The organism is Micromonospora craterilacus, assembly GCF_003236315.1.
Classification (GTDB): Bacteria; Actinomycetota; Actinomycetes; order Mycobacteriales; family Micromonosporaceae; genus Micromonospora; species Micromonospora craterilacus.
In genome coordinates, this window is the sequence record NZ_POTY01000002.1 from 63,444 (window position 1) to 80,292 (window position 16,849).

13 protein-coding genes are annotated in these 16,849 nt (G+C 72.5%); 11 read left to right on the forward strand and 2 right to left on the reverse strand.

Annotated elements, in window-relative coordinates:
* Positions 1-63 precede the first annotated feature (63 nt).
* The 7 genes from C1I95_RS00750 to C1I95_RS00780 all read left to right on the forward strand — a co-directional run bounded on the left by C1I95_RS00750 (position 64) and on the right by C1I95_RS00780 (position 9,117).
* Positions 64-1,902: a glycosyltransferase family 2 protein gene (locus C1I95_RS00750; RefSeq protein ID WP_111211771.1), complete on the forward strand. Its 1,839-nt coding sequence runs from the start codon at positions 64-66 to the stop codon at positions 1,900-1,902.
* Positions 1,890-3,023 (forward strand): glycoside hydrolase family 26 protein, encoded by a 1,134-nt coding sequence (locus C1I95_RS00755; RefSeq protein ID WP_111211772.1) that lies wholly within the window; start codon positions 1,890-1,892, stop codon positions 3,021-3,023. Before C1I95_RS00750 ends, C1I95_RS00755 begins: the two co-directional genes overlap by 13 nt.
* A gap of 163 nt (positions 3,024-3,186) precedes the next feature.
* On the forward strand, positions 3,187-4,488 hold the full coding sequence (locus tag C1I95_RS00760) for an MFS transporter (RefSeq protein ID WP_233513173.1): 1,302 nt from the start codon (positions 3,187-3,189) through the stop codon (positions 4,486-4,488).
* A 78-nt stretch (positions 4,489-4,566) separates the two neighbouring features.
* The gene (locus C1I95_RS00765) at positions 4,567-5,448 is read left to right on the forward strand and encodes a bifunctional helix-turn-helix transcriptional regulator/GNAT family N-acetyltransferase (RefSeq protein WP_111211773.1); all 882 of its coding nucleotides are present in this window, start codon (positions 4,567-4,569) and stop codon (positions 5,446-5,448) included.
* Between the two features lie 86 nt (positions 5,449-5,534).
* Positions 5,535-6,842 (forward strand): M48 family metallopeptidase, encoded by a 1,308-nt coding sequence (locus C1I95_RS00770; protein ID WP_158566230.1) that lies wholly within the window; start codon positions 5,535-5,537, stop codon positions 6,840-6,842.
* Positions 6,843-6,892: 50 nt separating this feature from the next.
* Entirely contained in the window at positions 6,893-7,492 is a 600-nt protein-coding gene (locus C1I95_RS00775) for a TetR/AcrR family transcriptional regulator (protein WP_111211775.1), read from the forward strand.
* Entirely contained in the window at positions 7,489-9,117 is a 1,629-nt protein-coding gene (locus C1I95_RS00780; RefSeq protein ID WP_111211776.1) for an isovaleryl-CoA dehydrogenase, read from the forward strand. Before C1I95_RS00775 ends, C1I95_RS00780 begins: the two co-directional genes overlap by 4 nt.
* A gap of 46 nt (positions 9,118-9,163) precedes the next feature.
* Here C1I95_RS00780 and C1I95_RS00785 read toward each other — a convergent pair whose 3' ends face one another.
* A complete protein-coding gene (locus C1I95_RS00785) occupies positions 9,164-10,240 on the reverse strand; it encodes a glycoside hydrolase family 19 protein (RefSeq protein ID WP_111211777.1) in 1,077 nt (358 codons plus the stop codon).
* A 337-nt stretch (positions 10,241-10,577) separates the two neighbouring features.
* Between C1I95_RS00785 and C1I95_RS00790 the strand changes: the two genes are divergently transcribed.
* Complete coding sequence (locus C1I95_RS00790) at positions 10,578-12,689, forward strand: cellulose binding domain-containing protein (protein WP_111211778.1); 2,112 nt, start codon at positions 10,578-10,580, stop codon at positions 12,687-12,689.
* A 172-nt stretch (positions 12,690-12,861) separates the two neighbouring features.
* Here the strand turns inward: C1I95_RS00790 and C1I95_RS00795 are convergent, their stop codons facing one another.
* Positions 12,862-13,269, reverse strand: coding sequence for a nuclear transport factor 2 family protein (locus C1I95_RS00795; protein WP_199523533.1), 408 nt, complete (start codon positions 13,267-13,269; stop codon positions 12,862-12,864).
* Between the two features lie 268 nt (positions 13,270-13,537).
* Here C1I95_RS00795 and C1I95_RS00800 point away from each other — a divergent pair, with 268 nt between their 5' ends.
* From C1I95_RS00800 to C1I95_RS00810, 3 genes are all read left to right on the forward strand, one after another.
* Complete coding sequence (locus tag C1I95_RS00800; protein WP_111211813.1) at positions 13,538-14,368, forward strand: alpha/beta hydrolase family protein; 831 nt, start codon at positions 13,538-13,540, stop codon at positions 14,366-14,368.
* Positions 14,369-14,485: 117 nt separating this feature from the next.
* A complete protein-coding gene (locus C1I95_RS00805) occupies positions 14,486-15,643 on the forward strand; it encodes an acyl-CoA dehydrogenase family protein (RefSeq protein ID WP_111211780.1) in 1,158 nt (385 codons plus the stop codon).
* The gene (locus C1I95_RS00810) at positions 15,640-16,791 is read left to right on the forward strand and encodes an acyl-CoA dehydrogenase family protein (RefSeq protein WP_111211781.1); all 1,152 of its coding nucleotides are present in this window, start codon (positions 15,640-15,642) and stop codon (positions 16,789-16,791) included. The genes C1I95_RS00805 and C1I95_RS00810 overlap by 4 nt, the downstream gene beginning before the upstream one ends.
* Positions 16,792-16,849: the final 58 nt, after the last annotated feature.

The following is a 16,849-nucleotide window of genomic DNA, read 5'->3' on the forward strand; positions in this document are numbered from 1 at the left end:
TTGACTGGTTCGGCGACCTAGGATCAGCCGTATCCGTGTTCGTGGCGAGCAGGATCCAGACCCTTGGGGGGCAACGTGGGCGTCGCGGCCGATACCCGCGCTGACCGTCGTCAGCTGAACATCCGGGCCCGCCTCGCGTACGCGAAGTGCGGGGCGACCGCCGGTCCCCTGGTCGCGCCGCGGCATCCGCAGGCGGCGGTCGAGTTTCGCCACGTCCTCTCGCCCGCCGCCCGGCTGACCCTGGCGCTGCTCGTGCTCGCGAACAGCGCGGCCGGGCTGCTGCTCGTCGGCTGGCTGCTGCTCCCCGACCACGTACCCGGATCCGGGGTGACCGGGCTCGGCAACTGGCAGACCACGGCGGCTCGGCTCGGCTTCTGCGTGGTCGTCGGTGTCGAGCTGATCCGCCTCGCGCAGAACGCGGTCGTCTGGGTGTTCGCGTACCACGCCCGGGACCCGGTGCCGGTCGATCCTCCGGTCGGCCTGCGGGTGGCCCTGCTCACCACGATCGTGCCGAGCAAGGAGCCGATCGACGTCGTCGAGCGGACGCTGCGGCGGCTGCGGCAGATCGTGTACTGCGGCCAAGTGGATGTCTGGATCCTCGACGAGGGTGACGACCCGGCGGTGCAGGAGATGGCCGCACGACTCGGGGTACGGCACTTCAGCCGTCAGGGTCGACCGGAGTACAACCAGCCCAGCGGCGAGTTCCGGGCCAGGACGAAATCGGGAAACCACAACGCCTGGCGGGCCGAACACGAGCACCGGTACGACGTGGTCGCCAACGTCGACCCGGACCACGTACCGCTTCCGAACTTCCTGGAACGTACGCTCGGCTACTTCCGTGACCCGGACGTCGCCTTCGTGGTCACCCCGCAGGTCTACGGCAACATGCACCAGAACCTGGTCGCGCACGGCGCCTCGGTCCAGCAGTACCTCTACAACGGACTCATCGCGCGCGGCGGGAACGGCCTGGACGCCCCACTGCTCACCGGCACCGGGCATCTCTACCGGCCGTCGGCGTGGCGCAGCGTCGGCGGCTACCAGGACTCGATCATCGAGGACCACCTGACCAGCATCCGGATCCACGCCGCCGCGAACCCGCAGACGGGCAACCAGTGGAAGGGGGTCTACACCCCGGACGTGGTCGCCATCGGGGAAGGCCCGACGTCGTGGGCCGACTACTTCAACCAGCAGCGGCGGTGGGCGGCCGGCATCTGCGAGATCCTCGTCCGCCCCGAGCTGCGCGCGCCACGTGCGCTGCGGTCCCGGCGACGCTGGCAGTACCGCCTGCTCCAGTTCTACTACCCGAGCGTGGGGGTCAGCCTGCTGCTGGGCAACTTCGCCACCGCCATGTACCTGCTCACCGGCGTGAGCGCGGCCCAACTCGACGTCACCGTGTGGTCGGTGCTGTGGGGCTCGACCATCGGCACCTGGTTCGCGCTGTGGCTCTGGCTCCGCCGGTTCAACATCGCGCCGCACGAGCGGGAGGAGATCGGCCTGGTCGGCATGGCGTTGGCCCTGTTCGCCGGCCCGGTCTACGTGGCCGCCGGCGTCGGCGCGCTGCTGCGGCGAAGGCTCGGGTTCGTGGTGACGGCCAAGGGCAAGCTGCGCACCACCGAGTCGCTCGGCACCTTCCGGCTGCACCTGTGCTGGGCGGCCTTCGCCGCCGGCCTGCTCGCCGCGAGCTTCGTGCTGGACCACGACTTCGCCCTGCTCCGGGTGTGGCCGGTGCTGACCCTGTTGACCGGTCTCGGTCCACCGCTGATCGCGCTCGGGTCGAGCATCCTGGCGCGTGCCGAGCGGCACCGCGAACCGGTCCCGCTCGTCGCCCGTACCGGTGACGAGCAGCGCGGTCGGCCGACGGCCCGGGTAGCGGCCGAGCCGGGTGTGCCATGGCGAGGCTGACCCTGCCGCGGGTCACGATGGCGCTGATCGGCGCGCTGCTGCTGACCTATGCCTTCGCCATCGCGCCCGGGACCACCTCCGGTGGACGGGAACACCCCCGCCCCGATCCGGCTGCGGTCGCAGTCGCACCGAGCGCGTCGCCCCGACCGCCGGAGGTGTTCCCGCCGGCCGAGAAGGTGTTCATCGGTGTCGCGACCAAGGAGGGTCCGTACGACTTCACGCCGGTGGACGACTTCACCGCGGCGGCCAGACACCAGCCGCAGGTCATGCTCTTCAGCTCGGGATGGGCGACCGACACCTTCGACCGTGCGCTCTTCGACGGGATCAGCGGTCGCGGCATGCTGCCGATGCTGGCCTGGGAACCATGGGACTACCGGCTGGACGAAAAGGCCCGCAAGCAGGGGGCTGCCCGCCGTACGATCGACCGGCTCCGCTCCAACCAGCCCGACTACCGGCTGTCCCGCATCACCCGCGGCGACTTCGACGAGTACCTGCTGTCCTGGGCCGAAGGGATCAAGGCGCTCGACCATCCGGTGGCCATCCGGTTCGCACACGAGATGAACGGCAACTGGTACCCGTGGTGCGAGACGGCCAACGGCAACAGGCCGGGCGACTACGTCAAGGCGTGGCGCCACGTGCACGATCTGTTCGAGGCCGCCGGAGCCACCAACGTCATCTGGGTGTGGAGCCCGAACACCAGATGGGACGGCTCGACTCCCAAGCTCGCCACGCTCTACCCGGGCGACGAGTACGTCGACTGGGTGGGCCTGTCGGGCTACTACGGCATGGGCGCCTTCTCGAAGTACCGGTCGTTCGACGCGATCTTCAAGCAGACCATCAAGGAGATTCGTACGTTCAGCGGCAAGCCGCTGGTCATCACCGAGACCGGTGCCTCCGACACCGGCGGCCGGAAGGCCGAATGGATCACCGAGACGTTCCGGTTGCTACCACGGCACGAGGACATCATCGGCCTCATCTGGTTCGAGGTGACCAAGGAGCAGGACTGGCGGATCGTCAGCTCCCCGGCCGTGGCAGCGGCCTTCGCCCGGGCGGTGGCCGCTCCTCGCTACCGCTTCACCTGGGCGCCCGACATGCTCCCGCGCACCGAGCTGGCGGACTAGGGCCGGGCCTGCTCACCGGGGCGGCGGTCGGACCGGCCGCGGACCACGCCGGTCCGGCTTGACCCTCGACCGGGTCGAGGCCGGACAGTGCCGACGCGAGAGACCGACCGGAGCCGCCCCACCCGGCACCGGCCGGCGCGGTCGGCGGTGGGCGGGAGATTCCGTGGTGGCGACCTCAACCGGTCGGGCGACGTCGACCGGCGGCCGGACGGCCGTGCCGGGCGGGTACTGGGCGTGGCTGGGCGGCACGGGGCTGTCCCTGGTCGGTGTGCAGGCGATGGCCTTCGCGATGGCCTGGGTGGCGGCCGGGCAGGGTGGCCGCTTCGCCGCCCTGGTGCTCACCGCGATCAACCTGCCCCGCGTCCTGCTGCTGCTGGTGGGCGGGGCGGTGGCGGACCGCTTCGGTGCCTGGCGGGTAATGATCCTTTCGGACGCGGCGATGGTCGTGGTCACCGTGTCGCTGGCCGTCGCCGCCTGGTCGGCCGCGGACCCGCGGCTGCCGTTGCTGCTCACCGCCCTGGCCATCGGGATCGTGGACGCCTTCTACCTGCCCAGCGCGGGCTCGATGCCCCGGCGCCTGGTGCCGCCCGCCGCGCTGGCCCGGGCGATGTCGGCCCGCCAGGTGGCCGGTCAACTGGCCGTGTTCGCCGGGCCGCCGCTGGGCAGCCTGGTCCTGGCCGCGGCCGGGCTGGCCGGGGTGGCTCTGGCCAACGCCGCTGGCTTCCTGGCGGTGCTGTCGATCCTGGTGGTCCTGCGTCCGCGTGCCGGTGGGTCCTCGGGCTCCGGCGAAGGCCGCTCGTCGGACCCGGGTGCGGGGCGCGCGTCGGATGCGGGCGAGGGGCGGACGGCGGATCCGGTGCCGTCGGTGTGGCGGGCCGCGCTGGACGGGTTGCGGGTCGCCGCGTCGCATGCCGCGCTGCGGCCCGCGCTGCTGCTGACCGGCGTCGCCGCCGGGTTCCTGCTGCCGGCCTCCTCGCTGCTGGTACCGCTGCTGGCCCGGGAACGGGCGTGGTCGCCGCCGGCCACCGGCGCGGTCGTCGCGGCGGTGGCGCTGGGTACGGCATCCGTCGCGGTGACGGTGCTGGTACGCGGAGCGCTGTCCCGCCCCGGCTTGGCGGCCGCCGCCGGTCTGCTGATGGCCGCCGCCGGGGTGGCCGCGCTGGCGGTCGGGCGGTCACCGCTCTGGGCGGGCGCGGCCGGGGCGGCGATCGGTCTCGGGTCGGGCGTCTTCGCCACCCACATCGGCCCGCTGATCCTGGCCGCCGCGCCGGCCACCCACCTGGCCCGGGTGCAGTCCGTGCTGGTGCTCACCCAGAGCCTGCCGCTGCTGCTGACCACCAACGCGTTCGGTTGGCTCGCCGACGTCGTCCGCGCCCCGGCGGTGCTGTCCGGCTGCGCGGTCGTCCTCGCCGTCGCCGCACTGGCGGCGCTCACCTCGCCCGCCCTCCGCCAGAGATCCACCTGACGCGGTGGCCCCGCCAGCGGCGTGACTCGGTGGCCCCGTCAGCGGCCCGCCAGGAATACCTGACTATAGTCAGTCATCATGGATCGTGGACTGGTCGACGTGGTGCGACGCTTCAACCGCACGGTGACCCAGCGCGTCGGCGCACTGGACGACAGCTACCTCGCCCGGGACCGGCCGCTGGCGCAGTCCCGGCTGCTGTGGGAGATCGGCCCGGCGGGCGCCGAGGTCGCCGCCCTGCGGACCCGGCTGGACCTCGACGCCGGTTACCTCAGCCGGCTGTTGCGGACGCTGGAGGGCGAGGGGCTCGTCGCGGTGGGCCCCGGCGAGGGCGACGGACGGGTGCGGACCGCCCGGCTCACCGACGCCGGCCGGGCCGAGTGGGGCCTGCTCGACGGCAGGTCCGACGACCTGGCCTGGTCGGTGCTCGAGCCGCTCTCCGCCGGCCAGCGTGCCCGGCTCACCAGCGCCATGGCCGAGGTGGAGCGGCTGCTCATGGCGTCGCTGGTCACCATCGGCCCGTGCCATCCGGGCGATCCGCGCGCCCGGGCCTGCCTGCGGGCGTACGCGCGGGAACTCGCCGGGCGCTTCGACGCCGGCTTCGATCCGGCCGGCAGCGGCGTCGAGGACAACGAGCTGATCCCACCGGCGGGGCTGTTCCTGGTCGCCACCGTCTCGACCGAGGCGGTGGGATGCGGCGCCGTGCGGCTGCCGGCCGACGAACCGGCCGAGATCAAACGTCTCTGGGTGTCCGGGACGGTGCGCGGGCTCGGCGTCGGCCGGCGGCTGCTGGACGAATTGGAGCGGCACGCCGCAGCCGCGGGCGCCGGCAGCGTACGGCTCGACACCAACCGCAGCCTCACCGAGGCGATGCGGCTCTACCGCAGCGCGGGCTACCAGGAGGTCCCGCGCTACAACACCAACCCGTACGCCCACCACTGGTTCGCCAAGCCGCTCACCTGAGCGGCTCAGCGCGGCGGCGGTGGCGGCCGGCGGGGTCGTCGGCATCTCCATTGACCAGGCGACCGATGATGATCACACTGTCGCCTGTGCCCGCCATCGATGACCGGCCGCAGGCCGGAACCCGGCCCGATTCGTGCCCGGAATGCGCCAGCGCCGACCTGGCGCAGGTTGCCGGCCAGCCACCGTGGTGCGGACGGTGCGAATGGAACCTCGACGCGACCATCCCGTCGCACGGTGACGGTCGCTTCGTCCGGTCCATCGTGCGTCTCGACCGCCGCGCGGGCTTCCGGGCGGACCGCCGGCTCGCCCGTTCGTCGGTGACGGAGAGCGCCACCCGTTCGCGGCCCACCCCGGCGTTCCTCGTCCTCAGCCTGATTTCCGTCGCACTCGTGCTCCTGCCCGTCGGGGCCCTGGGCGCCGCGGTGTGGCTGCTGGTCCGGGGCGGGACGCCGCTCATCCTGCCCCTGCTGCTCCTCGGGGTGGCCTACGCGTTGCGGCCCCGGCTGGGCAGCGTCCGACGGATCACTCGGGGGGCCTACCGGCTGACCCGGCAGCGGCAGCCGGCGCTGCACCGGCTGGTCGCGCGGATCGCCGACTCGGTCGGCGCGCCCGTGCCCGACATCATCGTGCTCGACCGCGACTGGAACGCGGCCGCCGCAGTCGTCGGCCTCCGCCGGACCCGGGTTCTCGTGCTGGGCATTCCGCTGCTCGTGGCACTTCGCCCGCAGGAACTCGTGGCGCTGATCGGCCATGAACTCGGCCACTTCCGCTGGGCGGACTCCCGTTGGCGCCTGCTGACCCAGCCGGCTCGGACCTTCTTCGGCGCGTTGTCCACCGTGATCAGGCCAGCACGCGGTGACGCCCACGACCGGGGGCTGGAGGGGCTCGCCGCCCTGTCGTACACGATCTGGCGCCTGGTCGCCGGTGCGCTCAGCTGGCTGCTGTCCGTCGTACATCTCGCGATGAACACCCTCGACGCGTGGGAGGGGCGCCGTGCGGAGGTGCGGGCCGACTCGATGGCGGCCCGGGCGGCCGGCACCACCGGCGCCCTGAGCATGATCGACCTGCTGGCCCTGTCGCCCGTGCTGGCGCCCCTCATCGCGCCCAACGGGACGCCGGGCGCCGCCATGGACATGTGGCGACGGGATGTCGCCGCGACCCGGGAGGACCACGCGCAGCAGCTCCCGCTGCTGCGTCAGCTCACCATCCGCCAACAGGCATCGTTGCTCGCCAGCCACCCGGCACCGGGACGACGGCACCAGGTGGTCGCGGGCATGGCGTACCAGGACGCCGTGGTCGTGGTGACCGACGGGGAGGCTGCGACGGTCGACGCCGAGTTGCAGCCCTACGTCGAGGCGCTGCGCAAGCAACTCGCCGAGGCGTACGAGTTGTGACCCTGGCGCCGGCCTTGTCGGCAAGAAATGAATGATGGTTCAATTCTTCTGTGGCCTACCGCAGCACGGAGCGGGTGAAGGCGAGGTTGACCGCCTCGCGGGAGCGGATCGTGGCCGCCGCGGTCGGGATCCTGGCCGAGCACGGGTACGCCGGCTGTTCGGTCGCCGCCGTTGCCGAGCGGGCCGGCGTGGCCACCGGCAGCGTCTACCGCCACTTTCCCGCCAAGGCCGACCTGTTCGCCGAGGTCTTCCGCACCGCGAGTCAGCGTGAGGTCGACGCGGTCTCCCGGGCCGCGGCCCGGGAGACGACCGCCGCCGCCAAGCTCCGGGCCGTCGTCGAGACCTTCTCCGGTCGGGCCCTGCAGTCCCCACGACTGGCGTACGCACTGCTCGCCGAGCCGGTCGACCCGGCGGTCGAGGCGCAGCGGCTGATCTTCCGGCGCGCCCACGCCACGCTGATCGCCGGCTATGTGGCGGCCGGCGTGGCCAGTGGTGAGCTGCCGCCGCAGGATACCGAGCTGACCTCGACCGCCGTGGTCGGCGCCCTGGCCGAGGCGATGGTCGGCCCGCTGGCCGCCGGGGTCGCCGGCCCGGACACCATCGGCGGCCTGACCACCTTCATCCACCGCGCGTTGGGAGTGTCGCCGTGACCACACACGAGGTGTTCAACCAGGTCCCCCCGCTGGTCGGTCACGACACCGCCGACGACCCGGCGCTGCTGGACGGGTTGGCCCGCGAGGGTGCCGGCTGGGCCGCGCCCGAACTGCACGAACTGGGCCGGCTGGCCGGCAGCGAGCAGGCCACCGAGCACGGCCGGCTGGCCAACGAACACCCACCGGTGCTGCGTACCCACGACCGCTACGGTCACCGCGTCGACGAGGTGGAGTTCCACCCCGCCTGGCACGAGCTGATGCGGACCGCCGTCGGTCACGGCCTGCACGCGGCGCCGTGGGCCGACGAGCGGATCGGTGCGCACGTGGCCCGGGCGGCCAAGTTCTACACCTGGCGTCCCGACGCCGGCCACGGCTGCCCGATCTCGATGACCTACGCGGCGGTGCCGGCGCTGCGGCACGCCCCGGAACTCGCCGCGCGTTACGAGCCGCTGCTCACCGCCCGGGCGTACGACTTCGGGCTGCGGGTGCCGCTGACCAAGCAGGGGCTGCTGGCGGGCATGTCGATGACGGAGAAACAGGGCGGCTCGGACGTACGGGCCAACACCACCGCCGCGCACCCCCGGCCCGACGGCAGTTACCGACTCGTCGGGCACAAGTGGTTCACCTCCGCGCCGATGTGCGACGTCTTCCTCACCCTCGCCCAGGCGCCGGGCGGGCTCACCTGCTTCCTGGTCCCGCGGGTGCTCTCGGACGGCAGCCGCAACCCGATGCGGTTGATGCGGCTGAAGAACAAGCTCGGCAACCGCTCCAACGCCTCCGCCGAGGTCGAGTACGACGACGCGGTCGCCTGGCGGGTCGGCGACGAGGGCCGGGGCGTACGCACCATCATCGACATGGTCAACCTGACCCGGCTCGACTGTGTCATCGGTGCGGCGGCCGGGATGCGCCAGGGCGTGACCACCGCCGCGCATCACGCCGCCCACCGGCGCGCCTTCGGCCGCTACCTCGTCGACCAGCCGTTGATGCGCAACGTGCTGGCCGACCTGGCCGTGGAGTCCGAGGCGGCGACCGTACTCATGATGCGCCTGGCCGGGGCGACCGACCGGTCCGCCCGGGGCGACGCGGCCGAGACCGGGTTCAAACGGATCGCCCTCGCCGTCGGCAAGTACTGGGTGTGCAAGCGGTGGCCCGGCCACGCCGCCGAGGCCCTGGAGTGCCTGGGCGGCAACGGCTACGTCGAGGAGTCCGGCATGCCGCGGCTGTTCCGCGAGTCGCCGCTGAACTCCATCTGGGAGGGTTCCGGCAACGTGGCCGCGCTGGACGTGCTGCGCTCGCTCGCCGGCCAGCCCGAGGTGATGGCGGCGTTCCGGGCCGAGGTGGACGCCGCGGCCGGCGCCGACCCGCGACTCGACGCGGCGGTACGGCAGCTCCAGGTCGCCCTGTCCGACCCCGCGGACCTGGAGGTGCGGGCCCGGCGGGTGGTCGAGCAGTTGGCCCTGGTGTTGCAGGGGGCGTTGCTGGTGCGTCACGGGCACCCGGCCGTCGCCGACGCCTTCTGCGCCTCCCGGCTCGGCGGCGACCGGGGCCACGCGTACGGCACGCTGCCGGCCGGGGTGGACTTCGCGGCGATCATCGACCGGGCCACCCCGAAGCTGGGCTGACCGGTCTGGCGCCGCCGGGGCGTGCGGCGGCGCCAGCACCGCTGGTTCAGCAGTAGAGGTTCGCTCCGGCGGGCACCCCGAGGATGCCCACGAACTGCTGGTACCGGGTGACCCGGCTCTGCACCTGGGTGGGGTTGCCGCCGTTGCACTCGATCGAGCCGTTGATGCTGCGGATGGTCTGGCCGAAGCCGGCGCCGTTGACCATCGCGCTGTGCGCGGTCATCGTGCCGGGACCGTTCTGCGTCATCCAGTACCAGATCGCGGTCTTCCAGGCCACGGCCGCGTCGTTCTGCACCAGCCACGGGTTGGTCAGCAGCGGCAGCCCGAGCGCGTTGCCGGCCGCGTTGTAGTTGAAGTTCCAGCTCAGCTGGATCGGCCCGCGCCCGTAGTAGGCGGCCTGCCCGGCCGGGCAGCCGTACGGCTGGCCGTAGTCGCAGTAGTGCGGGTAGTTGGCCGTGTTCTGCTCCACGATGTGCACCAGGCCGCCCGTCTCGTGGTACACGTTCGCCAGGAACGCCGCGGCCTCCTGCCGCTGCACGGTGGCGCTACCGGTACGGGCGAACGCCGGGTAGGCGCCGAGCGCGGCGACCAGGCCGGAGTACGTGTAGAAGGAGTTCCGGCCCGGGAACATCTGGTTGAACTGGGCCTCGCTGACCACGAAGCCGCCGGGGTTCGGCGGGTTGCTGGTGGGCGGCGTGCCCGAGCAGGTGTACGGGTCCCAGTACCAGGTGCTGATGATCGGGTCGTAGCCGGGATTGTCGTGCTCGGCGATGTAGTACTGGCCGTTGGTGTAACGCACGATGCTGCCGGCGACGTACCAGGTGCCGGCGACCCAGTTCGGATAGTTGCAGCTGCCGCCCGACGGTGGCGGGTTACTGCCGCCGCAGGCGCCGAGATCCTGCCAGACCCCGGTGCTGCCCGGCGGGGCCTCGTTCTGGGTCCACCACTTCGCCTGGTAGTTGCGGCCGTTGTGGGAGACCTGCATGCCTCCGGTGTAGACGGCCGAGGACTGCCACGCGGTCGCGCAGGCGGCGGCGGACGCGGCGGTCGACGGGATGATCGCCAGCAGTGCGCCGGTGAGGGTCAGCGCCGTGAGCGCGGCCAGGGCGCGCAATCTCGACATGTGATCACTCCTTCCGAAGGGGGAGCGGGGAGTCGACGGCCGGACTGGGCATCGACGGACATCATCGTATCATCGACTGTTCACAAACCTTACTATTTGTCGTCGGCGAGGGAACACGCCGTTGAGTCATCCCGGGCACTGTGGGATTCTTGTGCCTCGATGCGTTGTCGCGCGCGCGAGTAACCGTCGCCCGATGGGCAGCCGGGGCCGTCACGGACCCCGGAGGACGACGGCAGGTGGCCTGAGTCGTCCGGGTGCCCCTCCTTCCGCCGCCGAGGTCCCGCCACGCGGGACCCGGGCCGGGCGAAACTCCGCCGCGATCAACGAAGGAACAACCATGAGAGATCCGAGCACATCCGGTCGTCGACGCCTGATCCCGGCGCCACGGCTGTCCCGACCCGGCCGCGCGGCACTCGTGGCGAGCCTGCTGCTCGCCACGGGTGCGCTGGTCGGGATCCACCAGCCGAGCGTCAGCGCGGCGACCGCGCCGGTGACCGTGACCGTGAACACCCGGGCCGGGCTGGCCACCGTGCCCGACACCGCGCTCGGCGTCAACCACGCCATCTGGGACTCACAGCTGGGCACCGTCGAGACGTCGGACCTGCTCCGCGCCGCCGGCGTCCAGATGATGCGGTACCCGGGCGGCTCGTACGCCGACATCTACCACTGGCGGGACCACACCGCGCCCGGCGGCTACGTCGCCCCGGGCACCGACTTCGACACCTTCATGGCCGGCGTCCGGCGGGCCGGCGCCCAGCCGATGATCATCGCGAACTACGGCACCGGCACGCCGGCCGAGGCCGCCGACTGGGTGCGGTACGCGAACGTGACCAAGAAGTACGGCGCCCGGTACTGGACGGTCGGCAACGAGAACTACGGCAACGGCCACTACGGGTCGGCCTGGGAGGCCGATCACCACCCGGACAAGAGCGCGACCTACTACGCGAACCTGGTGGTCCAGTACGCCGACGCGATGAAGGCCGTCGACCCCACCATCAAGGTCGGCGCGGTGCTGACCATGCCGGCGAACTGGCCCGACGGCCTGACCGCCGGCAACGATCCGGGCCCCTGGAACCAGACCGTGCTCACCATCGCCGGGCCGAAGATCGACTTCGTCGACGTGCACTGGTACCCGGGCGGCAGCGCCGCCGAGTCGCTGCCCCGGACCAGCCACATCACCGACGCGGTCCACCTGCTCCGGCAGCAGATCACCCGGTACGCCGGACCGAACGCCGGGCGCATCGGGATCAGCCTCACCGAGCTGAACGTCACCTCCGGTGGCATGACCAGCCAGCCGGCCGCGCTGTTCCTGGCCGACGCCTACAGCGGGCTGCTGGCCAACGGCGTCTTCACCGTGCAGTGGTGGAACGTACGCAACGGGATCGGCACGGTCTCCACCGTGGCTGGGCAGACCGACTACGGCGACTACGGCATGTTCTCCAGCGGCACCTGCACCTCCGACGGATCGGTCTGCGAGCCGCCACTGAACACGCCGTTCGCGTCGTACCACGGGCTGTCCATGATGAGCGTCTTCGCGCGGACCGGTGACCAGTTCATCCGCGCCGGATCGGATCAGCCGCTGGTCACCGCGCACGCGGTACGACGGAGCAACGGGGAGGTCGCGGTGCTGCTGGTGAACAAGGACCCGGACAACTCCCATCCGGTCACCATCGACTACGCCGGCTTCACCCCGTCCGCCGCCGCGCCGCGGGTCTACACCCACACCAACGGCGCCGCCTCCATCGCCACCGGGCAGAGCGGCAGCGCGACCAGCCGGACGCTACCGCCGTATTCGCTGACCACGCTCGTGGTGCGCCCGGCCACCGCGGTGACCGGCCAGCCCGGTGCGCCCGGCCAGCCAACCGCCGGCGGCGTCACCGACCGGACCGCGACCATCTCCTGGCCGGCGGCCACCCCGGGCGCCAGCCCGATCGCCAAGTACGAGGTGTATCGGCAGCACGGTGCGGTCAGCGAGCAACTCGGCGAGACGTCGGGCACCACCTTCACGGTCGGCAACCTCAACGCCGGCAGCAGGTACACCGTCAACGTGCTGACCCGGGACACCGCGGGTCGGGTCTCCTGGGCTTCGCCGCCGCTCACCTTCACCACCGGCAGCCCGGCCAGCAGCACGTGCAGCGTCCGTTTCACCAACACCACCGACTGGGGCAACGGCTACGTGGGCACCGTCGACATCGTCAACAACGCGGCGAGCCCGATCGACGGTTGGACGCTGACCTGGACCTGGCCGACGACCTGGCAGCAGGTGAGCAGCGGCTGGAGCGCGAACTGGGAACAGGTCGGCACCGCGGTCAGGGTCACCAGCACGGCCGACAACCGACGGATCGACGGCGGGGCCAGCACGAGCGCGGGCTTCGTCGGCGCGTACAGCGGTCCGAACGTCCTGCCCACCGCGTTCCGGCTCAACGGCACCCTCTGCTCCAGCCGCTGAGGTCGCCCGGCCGCCGTGACGGCGGCGGGTCGACCGGTGGGCATCCGGTGCCGCCGGCGGAGTCTCTCGGCTCCGCCGGCGGCAGCGGCGTAGTTGTCGGGGCCGGCGGTGACCGTCACGGCGGTGCCACCGCCGCTCGTCCGCCGCCGGCGTCCGCCCGGACGGACCTCGATCAGGCCGGCGTGACCCGTTGCCACAGGTCGTCGAAGGCAATGCTGTCGAAGAAGGCGACCACATCGACGATCTCCTGGTCCGGCATGGTCAGGTACCAGGTGTACGTGTTGTGGTACGGCTGTCCGTCGCGGGCCGTGGACGAGGTGTCGAAGTACGCGATGACGACATCGCCGTCGGCGTAGATGCCGTGCACGGTGGGCGCGGCCGGAGTGGACAGCCGCGCGTTGAACGGTTCGAGGGCCCGGCGGAAGAAGTCGTCCCGCCCCTGGTAGGTGCCGGCGACCACGCTGTTGCCGACCACGGTCCAGGTCGCGTCGGTGGCCAGCAGGTCGAACACGGTTCCGGTCCCGGCGGCCCACCGGTCGAACGCCTCCCGGATGCGCTGCTTGCGCTGGCCTTCGTCCACGAGATCCTCCTCCGGCGGGCGGGCAGCCGAGCGCCACCTCACCCGCGTCGGTGTCAAGCCTGGCAGCCGTCGGGGCCGTCCGTCGGGCATTCACGGCACTTGCCCGCGCGCCTCGATCCGGGTGACTGGTGATTTTGCCGATGCGGTGCCGGCGAGGCAACACAAACACTGATCGCAGTCGATACAGCTCCGACCCAAGGGAGTATCCGACGTGCGATCATCCACCACCACCCGTCCCCGTTCCCTATCCCTCGTGGCCCGGTTGGCGATGGCTGCCGTCCTGGCCGCCGGCGGCGTCGTCGCCACCTCGTCCGCCGCTCAGGCGGCGAACCCGTACGAGCGCGGTCCCGCGCCGACCCATGCGATCCTGGAGGCCAGCCGCGGTCCGTTCGCCACCTCCTCGCTGAACGTCTCCTCTCTGGTCAGCGGCTTCGGTGGCGGCGTCATCTACTACCCGACCAGCACCAGCCAGGGCACCTTCGGCGCGGTGGCCATCTCGCCCGGCTACACCGCCGCCTGGTCGAGCATCGACTGGCTGGGGCCGCGGATCGCCTCGCACGGCTTCGTGGTCATCGGCATCGAGACCAACAGCCGACTGGACCAGCCGGCCAGCCGCGGCCGGCAGTTGCTGGCCGCGCTGGACTACCTGGTGGAGCGTAGTTCGGTGCGCAGCCGGGTCGACGGCAGTCGGCTCGCCGTGGCGGGCCACTCGATGGGCGGCGGGGGCAGTCTGGAGGCCGCCGCCAGCCGGCCGTCGTTGCAGGCGGCCGTGCCGCTCGCGCCGTGGAACCTGACCAAGAACTGGTCGAACCTGCGGGTCCCGACGCTGATCATCGGCGGCGAGAGCGACACCGTCGCCCCGGTCTCCTCGCACTCCGAGCCGTTCTACAACAGCATCCCGGCCTCCGCGGAGAAGGCGTACCTGGAGCTCAACAACGCGAGCCACTTCTTCCCGCAGTCGGTCAACACGCCCACCGCGAAGCAGATGGTGTCCTGGTTGAAGCGGTTCGTCGACGACGACACCCGCTACGAGCAGTTCCTCTGCCCGGGCCCGAGCGGCCTGGCCATCGAGGAGTACCGCAACACCTGCCCGCACTGACGTGCCCCGGGGCGGTCGCCGCGGCGACCGCCCCGGACCGTCCGGCCGCCGGTCTTCCGTCCCACCGGCCGTCGGCACTAGATTGCATTTACAGTGCAAATATTTCGGAGGTGGCGAGTGTCCGACCACACCGCCGACCGGCTGCGGGGGCTGGTCGCCGCGTTCCTGCGTACGCACGACCCGGGCGGTGACCGGGTCGGCTTCCTGCGCGCCCGGTTCGACGCCGGGCTGGCCTGGGTGCACTATCCGGCCGGACTCGGCGGGCTGGCCGCGCCACCGCACCTGCAACCGGTGGTCGACGCGGCCTTCGCCGAGGCCGGCGCGCCGGACAACCGCCCCCGGCGCAACAGCATCGGGCTCGGCATGGCCGCGCCGACCCTGCTGCGGCACGGCACCGACGCGCAGTGCCGGCGCTGGCTGCGCCCGCTGTGGACCGGCGAGGAGGTCTGGTGCCAGCTGTTCAGCGAGCCGGACGCCGGATCCGACCTGGCCGGCCTGCGCACCCGCGCGGCCCGCGACGGCGACGACTGGGTGGTCGACGGGCAGAAGGTGTGGACGTCGATGGCCCACGAGGCGCGCTGGGCGATCCTGCTGGCCCGCACCGACCCGGCCGTGCCCAAGCACCACGGCATCACCTACTTCGTCTGTGACATGACCACGCCGGGCGTGCAGGTACGGCCGCTGCGCCAGCTCACCGGCGAGGCGGAGTTCAACGAGGTCTTCCTGACCGGTGTCCGGGTGCCGGACACCCAGCGGGTCGGCGCGGAGGGGCAGGGGTGGCAGGTGGCCCGCACCACGCTGATGAACGAACGCGTCGCGATCGGTGGGCGACCGCTGCCCCGCGAGGGCGGGATGGTCGGCCTGGTGGCGCGCCTGTGGCGGGAGCGGCCGGAGCTGCGTACCGCCGGGCTGCACGAGGAGATCCTGCACTCCTGGGTACGCGCCGAGGCCGCCCGGTTGGCCGCGCTGCGGCTGCGCCAGCTCGTCGCCGCCGGCCAGCCCGGCCCGGAGGGCTCGGCGGTGAAGCTCTCCTTCGCCGAGCTGAACCAGCGGATCAGCGGACTGGAGGTGGAACTGCTCGGTGCCCAGGGGCTGCGGCACGACGACTGGGCGATGCGCCGCCCGACGGAGCCGGACCTGCTCGGCCGTACCGCCACCTACCGCTACCTGCGGGCCCGGGGCAACTCGATCGAGGGCGGGACGTCGGAGATCCTGCGCACCGTGATCGCCGAGCGGGTGCTCGGCCTGCCCGCCGAACCCCGGGTGGACCGATGACCGACCTGCTCTACGGCGCAGACGAGGAGGCGCTGCGGGACAGCGTTCGCGCGCTGTTGGCGGCGCACGCGCCGTGGCAGCGGACCCTCGCCCGGCTCGACGGCGACGAACCGTACGACGCGGCACTGTGGACCCGGCTGGTCGACCAGCTCGGCGTGACCGGCCTAGCGGTGCCCGCCGAGCACGGCGGCGCCGGGGCCGGCTTCCGCGAGGTCGCGGTGGTGCTGGAGGAACTGGGCCGGGCGGTCGCGCCGGTGCCGTTCCTGGGCGCCGCCGTGGCCACCCGGACGCTGCTCGCCTGCGGCGACACCGAGCTGCTCGGCCAGCTGGCCACCGGCGAGCGCACCGTGGCGCTGGCGGTCGGCCTGTCCACCGCACCGCCACCAGATCCCGATCCGACGGTCACCGCCGAGCCCGGCTCGGCGCTGCCCGGTGTGGTGGCCCGGGTGGCCGAGGTCGGGTCCGCTCCGGTGCTGCATGGCGTGGTGGACGGGGTGGCCGACGCGCTGTGCTGCGACGTGCTGCTGGTTCCCGCCGGTGACGGGTTGTACGCCGTCGATACCGGCGGCCCCGGGGTGCGGATGACGCCCGTGGTGTCGCTCGACGCCACCCGTCCGCTGGTGGACGTGGGGCTCACCGGCGCTCCGGCCCGGCCGATCGCGGCCGGCGCGGCGGCGAGCCGTGCGGTGTCGGCGGCGCTGACCACCGGTGCGGCCCTGCTCGCCTCGGAACAGGTCGGCCTGGCCCAGTGGTGTCTGGACACGACTGTCGCGCACGTGCGCGCCCGCCACCAGTTCGGCCGACCGGTGGGCTCGTTCCAGGCGGTCAAGCACCGGCTGGCCGACCTGTGGGTGGAGGTCACGCAGGCCCGGGCGGTGGCCCGGCACGCCGCCGACCGCCTCGCCGCCGGGGATCCGGAGGCGCCGCTGGCGGCCGCGCTGGCGCAGGCGTACTGCGGCCCGGTGGCGGTGCGGGCCGCGGAGGTCTGCGTCCAGTTGCACGGCGGGCTCGGCTTCACCTGGGAGCACCCGGCGCACCTGTACCTGAAGCGGGCCAAGAGCGGCGCCATCGCCTTCGGCACCGCCGACCGCCACCGAGCCACCCTGGCCCGGCTGGTCGACCTGCCCGCCCCGGCGGGGCGTCGGTAACGAGCAGGTATCGAAGGTCTTGACGGGGCTGATTAGAAACGTACACTCCCAGTGTAAT

Excerpts from the sequence above, each read along its gene's own strand:
- C1I95_RS00785 (WP_111211777.1), bottom strand. The coding sequence starts at position 10,240 with ATGTCGAGATTGCGCGCCCTGGCCGCGCTCACGGCGCTGACCCTCACC.
- C1I95_RS00810 (WP_111211781.1), top strand. The coding sequence starts at position 15,640 with ATGACCGACCTGCTCTACGGCGCAGACGAGGAGGCGCTGCGGGACAGC.
- C1I95_RS00755 (WP_111211772.1), top strand. The coding sequence starts at position 1,890 with ATGGCGAGGCTGACCCTGCCGCGGGTCACGATGGCGCTGATCGGCGCG.
- C1I95_RS00765 (WP_111211773.1), top strand. The coding sequence starts at position 4,567 with ATGGATCGTGGACTGGTCGACGTGGTGCGACGCTTCAACCGCACGGTG.
- C1I95_RS00790 (WP_111211778.1), top strand. The coding sequence starts at position 10,578 with ATGAGAGATCCGAGCACATCCGGTCGTCGACGCCTGATCCCGGCGCCA.
- C1I95_RS00800 (WP_111211813.1), top strand. The coding sequence starts at position 13,538 with ATGGCTGCCGTCCTGGCCGCCGGCGGCGTCGTCGCCACCTCGTCCGCC.